Source organism: Shewanella sp. 2_MG-2023, from assembly GCF_030548905.1.
Taxonomy (GTDB): domain Bacteria; phylum Pseudomonadota; class Gammaproteobacteria; order Enterobacterales; family Shewanellaceae; genus Shewanella; species Shewanella electrodiphila.
On the sequence record NZ_JAUOSO010000005.1, the window covers coordinates 153,443 to 168,663 of the forward strand.

Sequence of the window (15,221 nt, forward strand, 5' to 3'; positions counted from 1 at the left end):
CGCTAACTAAATTGCTTAACTAAATCCTCAGTTGAAAAACTGGGGATTTTTTATCGCTATGCAAGATTGAACTCGACACAAATTAACGTAATTAAGATTGAATTAATTGATACAAATTCGCTTTTTTGTTGCCGATTGCAGAAAAAATGTCTTACTCAACCTATTCGTCATAAAAAATACACGATTTGGGTCTGAAAAACTAAGTTGTTTGAAAAATAAACAATAACTTTTATTTTATTGTTTTATTTAGGAATAATGAAATTAAAGGCAATTTTTTTTTGCAAAATGTGATAAATTTTGCAAGTCCTATTTGCGCATTTGAAGGTTCCCACTTACAATATGCGCCTAAAATAACCAGATGTGCGGTGTGTTAAGCTTTTTTCATACTCCGTGTACCTCTTAACTAATCATTAAAGTTGAATCATGACCGAATTATCCAAATACAGAAACATTGGTATCTTCGCTCACGTTGACGCGGGTAAAACCACGACCACCGAGCGTATCCTTAAGCTAACCGGTAAGATCCACAAGATCGGTGAAGTGCATGATGGTGAATCTACTACTGACTTCATGGAACAGGAAGCTGAGCGCGGTATTACCATTCAGTCAGCAGCAGTAAGCTGTTTCTGGAATGACCACCGTTTTAACGTTATCGACACTCCAGGCCACGTTGACTTCACTGTTGAAGTATATCGTTCGCTTAAAGTTCTTGATGGTGGTGTTGGTGTATTCTGTGGTTCTGGTGGTGTTGAGCCTCAGTCAGAAACTAACTGGCGCTATGCTAACGAATCAGAAGTAGCTCGTATCATCTTCGTAAACAAATTAGACCGTATGGGTGCTGATTTCTTACGCGTTGTTAAGCAAACTCAAGATGTTCTTGCAGCTAACCCATTAGTTATGGTTTTACCGATTGGTATCGAAGATGAGTTTACAGGTGTTGTTGACCTATTAACTCGTAAAGCTTGGATATGGGATGAAACTGGTGAAGCTGAAAACTACAAGATCGAAGACGTTCCAGCTGACATGGTTGACATGGTAGAAGAATACCGTGAAATGTTAATCGAAACTGCTGTTGAGCAAGACGACGATCTAATGGAAGCTTACATGGAAGGCGAAGAGCCTGCTATGGAAGACATCAAGCGTTGTATCCGTAAGGGTACTCGTACAATGGCATTCTTCCCAACATACTGTGGTTCTGCGTTCAAGAACAAAGGTATGCAGCTTCTTCTTGATGCTGTTGTTGACTACCTACCTGATCCAGTTGAAGTTGATCCTCAGCCTCTTACTGATGAAGAAGGTAACGAAACAGGCGAGCACGCTTTAGTTTCAGTTGACGAGCCATTCAAAGCTTTAGCATTCAAAATCATGGATGACCGTTTCGGTGCACTTACTTTCGTACGTATTTACTCAGGTAAAATCAAGAAAGGTGACACCATCCTTAACTCGTTTACAGGTAAAACTGAACGTGTTGGTCGTATGGTTGAGATGCAAGCTGATGAGCGTAACGAATTAGATTCAGCGCAAGCTGGTGATATTATCGCTATCGTTGGTATGAAGAATGTTCAAACTGGTCACACTTTATGTGATGTTAAACATCCTTGTACTCTTGAAGCAATGGTATTCCCAGAGCCAGTTATCTCTATCGCTGTAGCACCTAAAGATAAAGGTGGTTCAGAGAAAATGGGTATCGCTATCGGTAAAATGATTGCAGAAGATCCATCTTTCCGCGTAGAAACTGATGAAGATTCAGGCGAAACCATCCTTAAAGGTATGGGTGAGCTTCACTTAGACATTAAAGTAGACATCCTTAAGCGTACTTACGGTGTTGACTTAATCGTTGGTGAACCTCAAGTTGCTTACCGTGAAACTATTACTCGTGAAATCGAAGATAGCTACACGCATAAGAAACAGTCTGGTGGTTCTGGTCAGTTTGGTAAAATTGACTACATCATCCGTCCAGGTGAGCAAAACACTGGTTTCACTTTCAGCTCTAAAGTTGTTGGTGGTAACGTACCGAAAGAATTCTGGCCTGCAGTTGAGAAAGGTTTCGCATCATTGATGGGAACTGGTACTGTTGCTGGTTTCCCAGTATTAGATGTTGAATTAGAACTTTTAGATGGTGCTTTCCACGCAGTTGATTCGTCAGCTATCGCGTTCGAAATTGCTGCTAAAGGCGCATTCCGTCAGTCTATGCCTAAAGCCGGTGCACAACTTCTTGAGCCTATCATGAACGTTGATGTATTCAGCCCAGATGATAACGTCGGTGACGTTATTGGTGACCTTAACCGTCGCCGTGGTATGATCAAAGACCAAATGGCTGGTGTTACTGGTGTTCGTATTAAAGCTGACGTACCGTTATCAGAAATGTTCGGTTACATCGGTTCACTACGTACTATGACATCAGGTCGTGGCCAATTCTCTATGGAATTCGCTCACTACTCACCATGTCCAAACAGTGTTTCTGAAAAAGTAATTGCTGAAGTTAAAGAACGTGAAGCTAATAAGTAATTATTAACTAAACTCTTTAATTAAAAAACCGCTGCCTTTGCAGCGGTTTTTTTATGGGTCATTTTCAAGCTTAGATTCAAATAAGTATTTAACTTTGTATTAACTTTGTATTAACTGAGAAGGTGAGAGAAGAAATTCATTTCTTTTTACTTCATTTATTTACTCTTTAGAATCATGCTTACCGACAAAAGTCATTAATAGACAATGTCAGCATTTAGTAGAAAACTGCGGTTGCTAACTTGAATCGTCTATTCTGAAATCGGTTGTTGCAAGCTGTAGTTTAAAAGCATTGAGATAGGGCTTTAATCACTGGTTGACTGTGTTGGCTGTGTTGGCTGTGTTGGCTGTGTTGACTGTGTTGACTGTGTTGACTGTGTTGACTGTGTTGACTGTGTTGACTGTGTTGACTGTGTTGACTGTGTTGACTGCGGGCAGGTGCAGGTGTTGATAATGAAACTGTGCCAATATAATAATTAGCACAGCTCCATTTCTCTGCAGAGAGTAAGTATTAAAATAAGGGTTTATTACTTAACGGTTGCTCTTAACATCCAAGCCGTTTTTTCATGGATCCCCATTCTATCTGACACCAGTGAAGCCGTTGATTCATCATCAGCCTCTTGGGCTATTTTTAACACGCTTCGCGCCGTTTTTATCACTTGCTCATGTCCTTTTGTCAGTAGCTTAACCATTTCTATTGATGTAGGTACACCATCAACTTCAGTAATTGAACTGAGTTCGGCAAACTCTTTATAAGTACCTGGAGCAGGTTCATCAAGCGTACGAATACGTTCTGCTATGTCGTCGACTGCAGTTGCTAGTTCGGTATAGTGCTCCTCGAACATTAAGTGTAATTCGCGAAATTGCAGGCCTGTTACATTCCAATGGAAATTATGAGTTTGTAAATATAAGGTGTAAGAGTCAGCAAGCAATCGTTTTAGACCATATGCAATCTCTGCTCTGTTTTCTTTACTAATGCCAATATCAATATCTGTCATAACTCATTCCTCGTATCTGATATTTGTAAGCTGTTACACCTTAAGTGTTACTTGAGGTGTAAAAATTAATATGTTTAAAAGTCTTCCTGCGGCTGAGTAGGCGTGCTACTCACCACAGGCTAGTTTGGTGTTAGGCGGTTAGCTTTGTTTAAAACCTGTCAGCATTCATTAATTTCACCCATGTTGCGACGAAGTCGTTTACAAACTTTTCTTTGTTGTCATCTTGTGCGTATAACTCGGCATAAGCACGTAAGATAGAGTTTGAGCCGAAGACAAGATCAACGCGAGTGGCAGTCCACTTTAGCTGGTCAGTTTGACGGTCGACAATGTCATATAGGTTCTTTGCAGCTGGTTTCCAGCTGTACTTCATATCGGTCAGATTAACGAAGAAGTCGTTGGTCAATGCGCCTTCGTTATCAGTAAAGACTCCGTGTTTAGTACCGCCATAGTTTGTACCAATAACACGCATACCACCGACGAGTAATGTCATTTCACATGCAGTTAGTCCCATGAGTTGAGAACGATCTAACAAGAGTTCTTCTGCACTGACCACATAGTCTTTTTTCAGCCAGTTTCTAAAGCCATCATGAAGTGGCTCAAGTACGTCAAAAGAAGCTGCATCTGTCATTGCATCTGTAGCATCGCCGCGTCCAGCAGAGAATGGTACAACAATATCGACACCTGCTTTTTTGGCTGCAGCTTCAATGCCCGCATTACCACCTAATACAATAACGTCTGCAATACTGGCACCTGTTTGATTAGCAATATCTTCATAGACAGAAAGCACTTTAGCTAAACGCTCTGGTTCGTTACCTTGCCAGTCTTTATTAGGTGCTAGACGAATGCGTGCTCCATTGGCGCCGCCTCGCTTGTCAGAACCACGGAACGTTCTAGCGCTGTCCCAAGCTGTGGTTACCATCTCGTTAGTGCTGAGTCCTGATTCTATAATCTTGTCTTTAACTGATTGAATATCATAATCAGTTGCACCAGTAGGAACTGGATCTTGCCAAATTAAATCTTCTTGCGGTGCATCAGGTCCGATATAGCGAGCTTTAGGTCCCAAGTCTCGGTGAGTCAATTTAAACCACGCACGAGCAAAGACTTCTGAGAAATAGGCTGGATCTTGATAAAATCGCTCAGATATTTTTCGATACTCAGGATCTACCTTCATGGCCATATCGGCATCGGTCATGATCGGGTTGTATCGGGTTGTTAGATCTTCAACATCGACAGGTTTATCTTCTTCCTTGATATCGATAGGTTCCCACTGCCATGCACCAGCGGGACTTTTTTGTAGTTGCCACTCATGGTTTAGCAATAGTTGGAAGTAACCGTTATCCCACTTTGTTGGGTGGGTTGTCCAAGCACCTTCAATACCACTTGATACGGTATTTCGGCCAATACCTCGTTTAGTCTTGTTTAACCAACCAAAGCCCTGGTCTTCTATTTCAGCGCCTTCTGGATCTGCTTCTAATAAATTAGCATCACCGTTACCGTGGCACTTACCTACTGTGTGTCCGCCCGCTGTAAGAGCAACAGTTTCTTCATCATTCATTGCCATACGTTCAAATGTTACTCGAACGTCCTGGGCTGTTTTGAGGGGATCTGGTTTCCCATCTACGCCTTCAGGATTAACATAAATCAATCCCATCATGACGGCAGCAAGGGGGTTATCTAAATCACGTTCTCCAGAATAACGACTGCCTTCACCGCCACTTGGTGCAAGCCATTCTTTTTCTGAGCCCCAATAAATGTCTTTTTCTGGATGCCAAATGTCTTCTCGTCCAAATGCGAATCCGAAGGTTTTCAAACCCATTGATTCATAGGCAATAGTGCCGGCATAAGCGATTAAATCTGCCCAACTGAGCTTATTGCCGTATTTTTTCTTTATTGGCCAAAGTAGGCGTCTGGCTTTATCTAGGTTAACGTTGTCAGGCCAAGAATTAAGTGGCGCGAATCGTTGATTACCCGTGCTAGCACCACCTCGGCCATCTGCAACTCGATAAGTCCCTGCAGCATGCCAAGTCATGCGTATCATCAAACCACCATAGTGGCCCCAATCAGCAGGCCACCACGCTTGGCTATCAGTCATGAGAGCATGTAAGTCATTTTTGAGGGAAGATACATCCAGTGTTTTAACTATTTCTCGATAGTTAACATCATTAGTAAGTGGGTTAGTCTTACTATCGTGCTGATGTAATATGTCGAGGTTCAGGGCTTTAGGCCACCACTCCATATTGGACATACCGCTTTCAGTTGCGCCGCCGTGCATTACTGGGCATTTACCTTTAGTCATCGGTTAATCTCCTTCATCCATAAAATAATGTGCAAACCATTCTCAAACTTAATATTTACAGTATTGAGTATTTCTGTGTTGTTTTAAAATTGATTAAACAAATCAGCGTAATCGCTTTATTCGTGTACTGCTTAATTAGGGAAAATTAAATTACTGTTAACTCGTTACAATTAATGAAACAGCATAAGTGTGCTATGAGCGTGATGTTCTCTTATAAAAAGCCATTGATTAGTACGTTTGCTTACTCAATAAGCGATCTATTTCTACAAAAATTGATATCCGGTTGTCGTATTGATTATGTCTTTGGCTTTTGATGCTACTTCAATTTTGAAAGCTGACTTGTGACGTTGATCTAACTTTATTTGCCTGTTTTATGAACACTCATTTCAGGTCAAGTATTGTAAATTTGATGTTTTTATCAACAACGAGGTGATAGAGGGAGTTAAGGTTTACTCTTTGATTTGTGTGGAAACTGAATGTAGGTTGGAAAAAATAAGCCTAGAGCTAGATATCGTTTGGGCGTTTGTCTGTCGAGAAAAGATCGGGTTCAATCATATAAGTAAAAACACAAGTATCAAGGAAGGCTCATGATTAACGTAAGGCGTTTTACCATAAGCGACATAAAGCCTTTGTGGCAGCTAAAGCTTAATACCATCCATAATGTTAATAGTCAGCACTATTCGTTAGCTGAGGTAACGGCATGGGCGCCTCATGAATACAATGAAAGCGCTTGGGCACAAAGAGTGACAAAAATTAATCCGTTTGTGGCTGAAGTTAATGGTGTTATCGCAGGTTTTACCGATCTTCAAGATGACGGTTATATCGATCATTTCTATTGTAGTGCTGATTTTCAAAAGCAAGGTGTGGGTGATGCATTAATGCAAGCGATCTTCAACAAGGCTGCAAAGTTAACGCTTAATAGTTTATATGCTGAAGTGAGTATTACCGCAAAACCATTTTTCAGTCGCTATGGCTTTGTGGAAGAAGAGGCCCAAAGTGTGGCGGTAAGAGGTCAAAAAATTAATAACTTTGTGATGCGTAAATTACTTGGCTGATGCTTGAATCAAGAATCAAGAATCAAGAATCAAGAATCAAGAATCAAGAATCAAGAATCAAGAATCAAGAATCAAGAATCAAGAAGCAAGAAGCAAGAAGCAAGAATCAAGAAGCAAGAAGCAAGAATCAAGAAGTAAAAATGCCACTGTCAAAAGACGGTGGCATTTTATTTTCTATAAATAGCAACCTAATAAAGCTTAGTTGGTATGTGTATTCTCAACAATCGCTTGTTTGTTGTCTGCTTGTGCCACATGACACTGTACACAGAAGTAGTATTTATCATCAAATGTGCCATCAGCTTTGACGTGAGATTTATCAACAGGTGTCGCTTTCATACGCGCTGCTTTCTCAGTGCTGTGACAGGTTAAACAACCATTCTTTTTAGCTGTAATTTTATATGAGTCTCTGTGCGGGATGAGCGGTGGCATATGCACAAAATCTCTTGCTAAAGCAGTACCACGGCTTGGGTAAGTCGCTTTAGCATCTGCTGGCATTGTTGCGGTAATCGCTACATCGCCAGCGAGTGATTTAACAGTTACTGGAGCTGTTGTTTCTGCTGTTTGTTGACCTGAGCATGCGCTAAGACTGAGCACTATCGCAGCAAGGCTGAGTATTTTCTTCATGGTTTACACTCCGTCATATCCATTATATCTGTTTATAAATGGATAGAGAAAATTAGTGATTTAGTGATGCCTTTTTCCTTTTGAGAAGGCATCACATTTCAGTCAAATTAGGCTTTAACAATCTTCACAGGACACTTCTTGAAATCCGTCTCTTTCGATAATGGATCCGTTGCATCAAGTAATAGTTTGTTTACCAGCTGTCTAGCATCAAAGAATGGCATAAATACCACGCCGACAGGTGGCTTGTTACGGCCTTTAGTTTCAACACGCGTTTTCACTTCACCACGTGGAGAAATTACTTTCACTTCATCACCATTTTTCAGGCCGCGACTGCTCGCGTCTTTAGGGTGCATGAATACTTGTGCATCAGGGTAAGACTTATGCAGCTCTGGTACACGAGCTGTCATACTGGCTGTATGCCAATGCTCAAGTACGCGACCAGTTGACATCCATAGGTCAAACTCTTCATTTGGCTCTTCCGCTGCAGGCTCAAATGGCAGTGCAAAAATAACCGCGCGTCCATCAGGCTTACCGTAGAAGTTATAACCTTCACCAGCTTTAACGTATGGATCGCTTCCTTCAACGAAACGACGAACCGTCTCTTTACCATTGACTACAGGCCAACGTGCACCACGGTTTTCATGGTAAGTATCAAAGTCTGCTAAATCATGACCATGACCACGGCCAAACTGAGCATATTCTTCGAATAGACCTTTTTGCAGGTAGAAGCCGAATGCATCGTTTTCGTCGTTGTAGTCACCTTTACATTCAGAGCTAGGGAATTTATCCACTACGCCGTTTGCAAATAGAATGTCATATAAAGTCTTGTCAGCGTATTCAGGCTTTTTAGCAATTAACTCTGCAGGCCATACTTCTGACACTTTAAAGCGCTTAGAAAACTCAACAAGCTGCCATAAGTCAGACTTAGCACCTTCAGGAGTTGGAACTTGCTGGTGCCACATATGAGTACGACGTTCAGCGTTACCGTATGCACCTTCTTTCTCAACCCACATCGCAGTAGGAAGGATTAAATCTGCAGCAGTTGCTGTCACTGTTGGGTATGGGTCTGATACCACAATGAAGTTTTCTGGGTTGCGGAAACCTGGGTAAATTTCATCGTTAATGTTTGGACCGGCTTGCATGTTATTGGTACACATTGTCCAGTAACAATTTAGCTTGCCATCTTTAAGCATACGGCTTTGAAGTACCGCGTGATAACCCGGTTTTGGCGGAATCGTACCTTCAGGTAGCTGCCATAACTCTTCAGTCATTGCACGATGTTTAGGGTTTGCTACAACCATATCGGCCGGTAGACGATGTGAGAATGTACCGACTTCACGAGCGGTACCACACGCTGATGGTTGACCTGTTAGTGAGAACGGGCTGTTACCAGGGGTGGCGATTTTACCGGTTAACAAGTGAATGTTATAAAGCATGTTGTTTGCCCAAACACCACGAGTATGTTGGTTAATACCCATAGTCCATAAGCTCATGATCTTGATGTTAGGATCAGCATACGCTTTAGCCATTTCTTCAAGATTTTCAACTGGTACACCACTCATTTCTGAAGCGTATTCAGCAGTATAAGTACTGACGAATTTTGCGTATTCTTCAAAAGAGATAGGCTTAGATTTGCCGTTACCTGGGTTTTTCGCTTTTTGCTCAAGCGGATGCTCAGGGCGTAAGCCGTAACCGATGTCAGTCACACCTTCAGCAAAGTTAGTGTGCTTGCTAACGAAGTCTTTATTAACCGCATCGTTTTGGATGATGTAGTTAGCAATGTAGTTCAAGATAACTAGGTCAGATTGCGGCTTAAATACCATTGCGTTGTCGGCAAGTTCGAAGCTGCGGTTTTCAAACGTCGATAACACATGAACCTTGCTGCCAGCGTGGCTCAAACGACGATCTGTTAAGCGTGACCAAAGGATTGGATGCATTTCTGCCATGTTCGCGCCCCAAAGCACGAAGTGATCTGCAGCTTCAAAGTCATCATAGCTACCCATTGGCTCATCGATACCAAAGGTACGCATGAAACCACCAACCGCTGATGCCATACAGTGACGTGCGTTCGGGTCGATGTTATTGGTTAAGAAACCGGCTTTATGCAGTTTAGATGCAGCGTAACCTTCCCAAATAGTCCATTGACCTGAACCAAACATACCAACAGAAGTAGGACCTTTTTTAGCGATGCTTTCTTTCCACTTGTCAGCCATAGTGTCTAGAGCAACATCCCAACTAACAGGAGTGAAATCACCTTCTTTGTCATACTTGCCATCTTTCATTCTTAATAATGGCGAAGTTAAACGGTCTTTACCGTACATGATTTTAGATAGGAAGTAGCCCTTAACACAGTTAAGACCTTTGTTAACCGGACTTTCTGGATCGCCCTGAGTCGCAACAACTTTACCGCCTTTTGTTCCGACTAATACACTACAACCTACACCACAGAAACGACATGGGGCTTTATCCCATTTTATTTCTGCAGCTTTCTCTTCTGCTTGGACCATTTTGATTGGTAAGGCAAGCCCAACAGCCGACGCGGCTGCTGTAGCGGCATTGGCTTTTAGAAACTCGCGACGGCTTATGCTCATGGTGTTTCCTCACTCTTTGCTGTTAGTTGTTAGCCCTTAAACAGGCTAATCATCGTTTTGTATGCCAAATAATGGCTTTTTCATCTCTATAGAATTGAGTTTAAACCTCACATTTCGCAAGGGTATACCTCGCAATGAGTATACTGAGTGTTTGTTGTTGTAGATCACGTTTTACGATGTGATCTGTGGCACATTTTAGAAGTTACTCAGTCACTTAATTAGTTGATGGTAATTTAACCAGTATATTGATTCTAGGTGAAGATGGTAGAAATTAAAGCTTATACAAGGCCAAAATTACACTTTTTTTAATTGTTTTTATTTTGTGCAATCATTGATGTAATTATAATCTGCCATGAATATATTAAATCGATAAATCGTCATTATCATTAATTGATATAAGAGGCTGGGTATTACGTATGGGGTAGCATAAGTTAATACCTTTAGTTGACTTAATCTTGGTTTATATATCGCTCGTTGATATTCAACGGGTTAAAATATATTGACTAATAACCTGTGAGCTCCATATAACCATTGCCATTGTGGCTGCCACTCACTTCAATTGGGCCTTCCCAGTAAGGGATGGATAAAGGCATATTGCTGTTAGGGTTGAGTGCTGAAACTGTGACATCAATCTGTTCACTAGGAATACTTAACTGCCAACTCACTGGATAACGCCCACTGGCGGTTTGTTGCCACTGAAGTGCTGTCATCGCGATGAGTTCATTTGAATCGCCGCTGATATTGCGGCCTGTGCCATCAGCAAACATTCTTCTGGCACTGTAAAAAGCAGGTAAATCTTTATTTGCCCCGCGTAGCTGAAATAGCATTAATGCAGACTCATCATCTAAACGGATAGAAAACCAATCCCAGCCTTGTTGTGCTTTAGTCAAAAACTGAGAACTCCACTCTCTGTCTAACCAAGCTTTACCAGTCACAGCTTCTTGCTTTCCATTTCTTGTGACGGTGCCGCTTAAATCAATAAATGGCTGGCTGTAATAATAAGAGGCAACAGCAGCATCAGCACTTTTGATACTGTAACCCTTGTCACCTTGCAATTGCATTGGCGCATGGCTGGTTAAAGAAAGCTGATAACTAAATTCATTCGTTGCGACAGATAACGTAGCGGGGAAAAGGCCATCTGATCCGCTCAACCATTGCCAATCATCCAGTTTGGCTGTGAATGGCTTTGCGCTAACGTTAGCCAGTTCTGGGTGACCTCTTGACCATTTTTCTGCAGCTTGATGGGCTACTGATGACGTTAATGCTGCATGGGACATATACATTTGTGATGTTGCCCAATTTGATGCTTCTGAATTTGAGTTATCTAAGTTTAAAGCTTCAGAGTTTAATACTTCAGGGTTTAATGCATCTGAGTTTGCAGCATCTAAGTCTGAAATAGCAGACTGCGCAGATTCGGGCGCAAGTGCAATCCTAAATTGTGTCCACTGAATACCGAGTTGCTCCCCTGATTCAGTCTGCATATTGGCCGTTAAATACCACCACTCTTGGCGAAAATCATCATGACTTAAATGATCTGCTGGAAAAGATAATTGATAACCTGGGGTAACAGTAGCGTATTGGTTTAATTGAGAGGAGGAATCACCCAATATCCCGCCCATACTAATAGATGATGCAGGCTCTGGCTGACAGGCACTTAACGTGACTAAAGCAATCATGAATATGCTAGCCCGTTGGGCATTTTTGATTACTGTTAACGATATATCGGGCAACCGCTTCATAATGCCTCCTGCTGCAAGCTATTTATCAATGGTTTTCTTGTCTGCCAATATAAAGGAATAGCAATAGCGACAGCACTTGTGGTGAGCGCAATAACAACCACGCGAATGTAGGCATGCCAGTCCCATAGCATGGCGATACTCCAACCGAAGGCCTGCAGCGTGACTTTATTTATCAGTAAATAACCCAAGATTGCTCCTGTTGGCAATGCCACTAAGCAAGTGAGCAATACTATGAGCTGCATCTGCACGAATGTCATCAGTCTTAATTGGCCTTTACTGAGCCCTAAGGCATATAGTTTTGCAAGCGGCGCTTGCCTTGCTTGTGTGAGCATTAAACAGGCACTAAATAAACCAATTGCAGCGACGATGAGAGTGAGGCTATTCAGCACCATAGTGATGGAAAATGTTTGTTTGAACATTGCAATCGCTTGCTGTTTTATTTTGGCTTGATTGTACATTTGCGCAGTGCCAATAAGCTTAGTGTCGACTAATAGTTGTTCAAGTTCAGTAACGTCACCTTGATAACTGGCTGCAATACTTTTGGGTTTTTTAGGCAAGCCTATGTTTTGCCAAAATAGCTGGTCGATCACCACTTGGCCTTTAGGGTTACCATAATCAAAAAATATTCCACCAATCGTCGGTAGCGATGAATTGGGCTGTGATGAAATGGGCTGTGATGTAATGGAGAGCGCTTTGGTAAATGGAGCAATAGAAAAGCTGTCGCCCAAATTCAAACCATATTTAATCGCAATGGGTTCACTAATGAGGATTTGGTTACCTGATTGAAACTCAGACCATAAATCATTGGTTTGGGCTTTTAATGAGCTGGTTACCTTGGTTGAATATAAGTCTCGACTGACAAGTTCTATCGGCATATTTTGATAGGTGGAATTAATTGTCCATTGGTTATATATGCCAGTGACCTTGTCGTTTTGGTCTAAAAAGTCATTTATGTCTAAGATTTTATCACTGGCAGGACGCATGTATAAATCCGCATGTAGGCGACTCTCAAGCCAAGTTTTTAACGTGACCTCAAAACTCCCGACTAAGGTATTCATTGAAATGTTTGCAGTTAAGGCTAACAGCATTGCCATCATCGCGAGTGATAAAGGGCCTATGAGTTCTTTGGTTTCTGCAATCATGTAATGCCAAATTCCAGCAGGACAAAGCCGAGCAAGCCATTGACTGATTTTATAGATAGTTAAGGGCAACAAAAGAGGAATGGCAATAATCACAACGCCCATTAACCCTAAGCTAACTTGATATTGCTTTGCGAAAGGGAAGGCAATTGCACAGCAAGCAAGACTAGATATTGCAATTGTAAACTGGATTCGATGGGTTCGGATTAAGTGACTGACTTGGCCTATTTTAGTGCTTATTCTCGCTAGTGGCTGATTGGTCAGTTGTCGATAGAGTGGCAAACATGCCAGCAGGCCTGCGAACAGTGTAAGCAACATCGCTTGAACTAACCATTGCCACTGCCAAGATCCCGGCATAAGTCTGGCGCCATAAAGTTGCTCCAAGGTCATTGCCACCATTGGTTGTAGCCATAAACTCAGTTGAAGCCCCAAAATAAACCCGATAATAGAGCCGATTAACACCAGTAAAGTCAGCTCACAGATTAATGCAATCATTAAATGATTTTTTTGAATGCCAAGTTGTAGTAATTGAACCAGTAATTTTTGACGTTTCATTAAGCTGTAGCGGACACCGTTATAGGCGATGAAAAGCCCAACTACAAAGGCAAGCATGCTCATTGCATTAAGGTTTAAATGGAAGCTACGAGTTAACTCTTGCAGCGCTTGGCCTTGGTCTTGCTCGGTAATATTGGCTTGTTGTTGCAATAGATTGCGTTGAGTTATTTGATTTATCAATGACTCAGGTTCATCAAACAGTGCGATGTAAGACAGCTGTTGAGGTTGATTTAACAGTCTTTGTGCCAGAGAAATATCGGCAACAATGGCATTACCAAGTCCTAAATCATCATCTAAGCCAACCACTTCAAGTTTGATCGGTTTCTGCTTATCTATTGGATCTTGCAGATAAAACTCACCATTAGGTGCCACTTTATTGGCTAATGATTGGCTCATTAATAAAATGTTTTCAGCAGCAAGCAGTTTAGCAATAGGAATATCTGAGTTAACTAGATTGTTTTGCTGACGGGTATTTTCATCATTTGTAATTGATTCATTTACAGTAGCTTGAGTCGTTTGTAGGTTGATTGCCGCAAACAAATCACTGCCTTGAACCTGCCAGCGTCGACCTTCTGGATCTACAGCGAGCCCACTAACTATCGCTAATGCGTTGCTGATACCTGATTGGCGTAATCTAAAATATACCTCTTCGGTTAAATATCGCTCACCTGGATTCGGTGTTATGAGCAAACTTGCACGCTGACTGAGTAACTCGGTTGCTTCACTGTAACTACGAACAGCATTCTCATTGGTTGATTTAACCCCAATCAGTAATGTGACGGCTAAAATGATGCCGAGCAAAATGGCACCAGCTTGCAGTGGAGCATGCTTATAATGAGCCAAGAAAACATTTAAGCTTAATCTTATCTCGGCAAGGCTACTCATGGATTTTTCCTTGCTCTAGATGCCAGCGCCTTTGCATGTAATTAGCACAAGTATCGCTATGGGTTACCATTAATATTGTTGTATTAGCCGCTTGTGCCAATTCACATAGTAACTGCATCACTTGCTGTCCCGCTTTTTCATCGAGATTCCCCGTGGGTTCATCAGCCAGCAATAAACTGGGTTTATGAATGAGGGCTCTTGCTATCGCAACCCGCTGCTGCTGACCGCCTGATAAGGTTTCTACTGGCCTTGCAAGGACTTCACGTAAATCAAGTTGATTGATAAGTTCATCAGCCCAAGGGCTCCACTTGAGTTTGTTTAGCTGTAACGGAAATCGGATATTGTCGAGGACATTGAGTGGGGTAAGTAGATTAAACTGTTGGAATACGATGCCAAGTTGTTGGCGACGAAAGTGGCTCCAATGGTTGTCTTGCCAACACTGGGCTTGCTGGCCTAAAAGCTGTAATTCACCGCTATCGATTTTTTCAAATCCGGCAATAATATTGAGTAAGGTACTTTTCCCTGTTCCGCTAGGACCTGTGAGTGCGATGGTATCCCCAGAGTGCAAGGCTAAATCTACGCAATCGAGAACCTGATGGTATCTGTCGCCGTCAGTAAACCCTTTAGAAACAAGTGAGAGTTGACTAACAAGATTGGTTTCGACTGTTTGCATATTAAGGCCCAGTAAATCTATGAATTACATCATCATACGATAGATTTTATATAAAAGATCGAATATTGATGAACTGAAGAAATCCCTTATAAATCAAGATTAGTACTTTAGTTGTACTGTTTTATGTTTCTTGATTAGGCTTTAAATACAATGAAGATTAA

General features: G+C 41.7%; 9 protein-coding genes. 2 read left to right on the plus strand and 7 right to left on the minus strand.

Translation table 11 applies throughout. The annotated features are described in order from the left end of the window. Positions 1–423: 423 nt before the first annotated feature. Positions 424–2,508, plus strand: a complete 2,085-nt coding sequence (gene fusA, locus Q4600_RS07220; protein ID WP_102526565.1) for an elongation factor G — start codon at positions 424–426, stop codon at positions 2,506–2,508. Positions 2,509–3,032: 524 nt separating this feature from the next. Here the strand turns inward: fusA and Q4600_RS07225 are convergent. Continuing rightward, complete coding sequence (locus tag Q4600_RS07225) at positions 3,033–3,503, minus strand: Dps family protein (RefSeq protein ID WP_102526564.1); 471 nt, start codon at positions 3,501–3,503, stop codon at positions 3,033–3,035. Between the two features lie 148 nt (positions 3,504–3,651). After that, a complete protein-coding gene (gene katG, locus Q4600_RS07230) occupies positions 3,652–5,799 on the minus strand; it encodes a catalase/peroxidase HPI (protein ID WP_303514642.1) in 2,148 nt (715 codons plus the stop codon). A gap of 587 nt (positions 5,800–6,386) precedes the next feature. On the opposite strand from katG, the gene Q4600_RS07235 reads away from it, so the two are divergent. Continuing rightward, the gene (locus Q4600_RS07235; RefSeq protein ID WP_303514637.1) at positions 6,387–6,854 is read left to right on the plus strand and encodes a GNAT family N-acetyltransferase; all 468 of its coding nucleotides are present in this window, start codon (positions 6,387–6,389) and stop codon (positions 6,852–6,854) included. Between the two features lie 198 nt (positions 6,855–7,052). On the opposite strand, the gene Q4600_RS07240 is transcribed toward Q4600_RS07235, so the two are convergent. The 5 genes from Q4600_RS07240 to Q4600_RS07260 all read right to left on the minus strand — a co-directional run bounded on the left by Q4600_RS07240 (position 7,053) and on the right by Q4600_RS07260 (position 15,060). Continuing rightward, positions 7,053–7,478, minus strand: coding sequence for a nitrate reductase cytochrome c-type subunit (locus Q4600_RS07240; RefSeq protein ID WP_303514633.1), 426 nt, complete (start codon positions 7,476–7,478; stop codon positions 7,053–7,055). 107 nt (positions 7,479–7,585) lie between these two features. Continuing rightward, positions 7,586–10,069, minus strand: coding sequence for a nitrate reductase catalytic subunit NapA (gene napA / locus Q4600_RS07245; protein WP_229368533.1), 2,484 nt, complete (start codon positions 10,067–10,069; stop codon positions 7,586–7,588). Between the two features lie 503 nt (positions 10,070–10,572). Further along, complete coding sequence (locus Q4600_RS07250) at positions 10,573–11,745, minus strand: lipocalin-like domain-containing protein (RefSeq protein WP_303514867.1); 1,173 nt, start codon at positions 11,743–11,745, stop codon at positions 10,573–10,575. A 59-nt stretch (positions 11,746–11,804) separates the two neighbouring features. After that, positions 11,805–14,387 carry an ABC transporter permease gene (locus Q4600_RS07255; RefSeq protein WP_303514628.1) on the minus strand — a complete coding sequence of 861 codons (2,583 nt, stop codon included), beginning with the start codon at positions 14,385–14,387 and terminating at the stop codon, positions 11,805–11,807. Next, entirely contained in the window at positions 14,380–15,060 is a 681-nt protein-coding gene (locus tag Q4600_RS07260; RefSeq protein ID WP_229368535.1) for an ABC transporter ATP-binding protein, read from the minus strand. Before Q4600_RS07260 ends, Q4600_RS07255 begins: the two co-directional genes overlap by 8 nt. Positions 15,061–15,221: the final 161 nt, after the last annotated feature.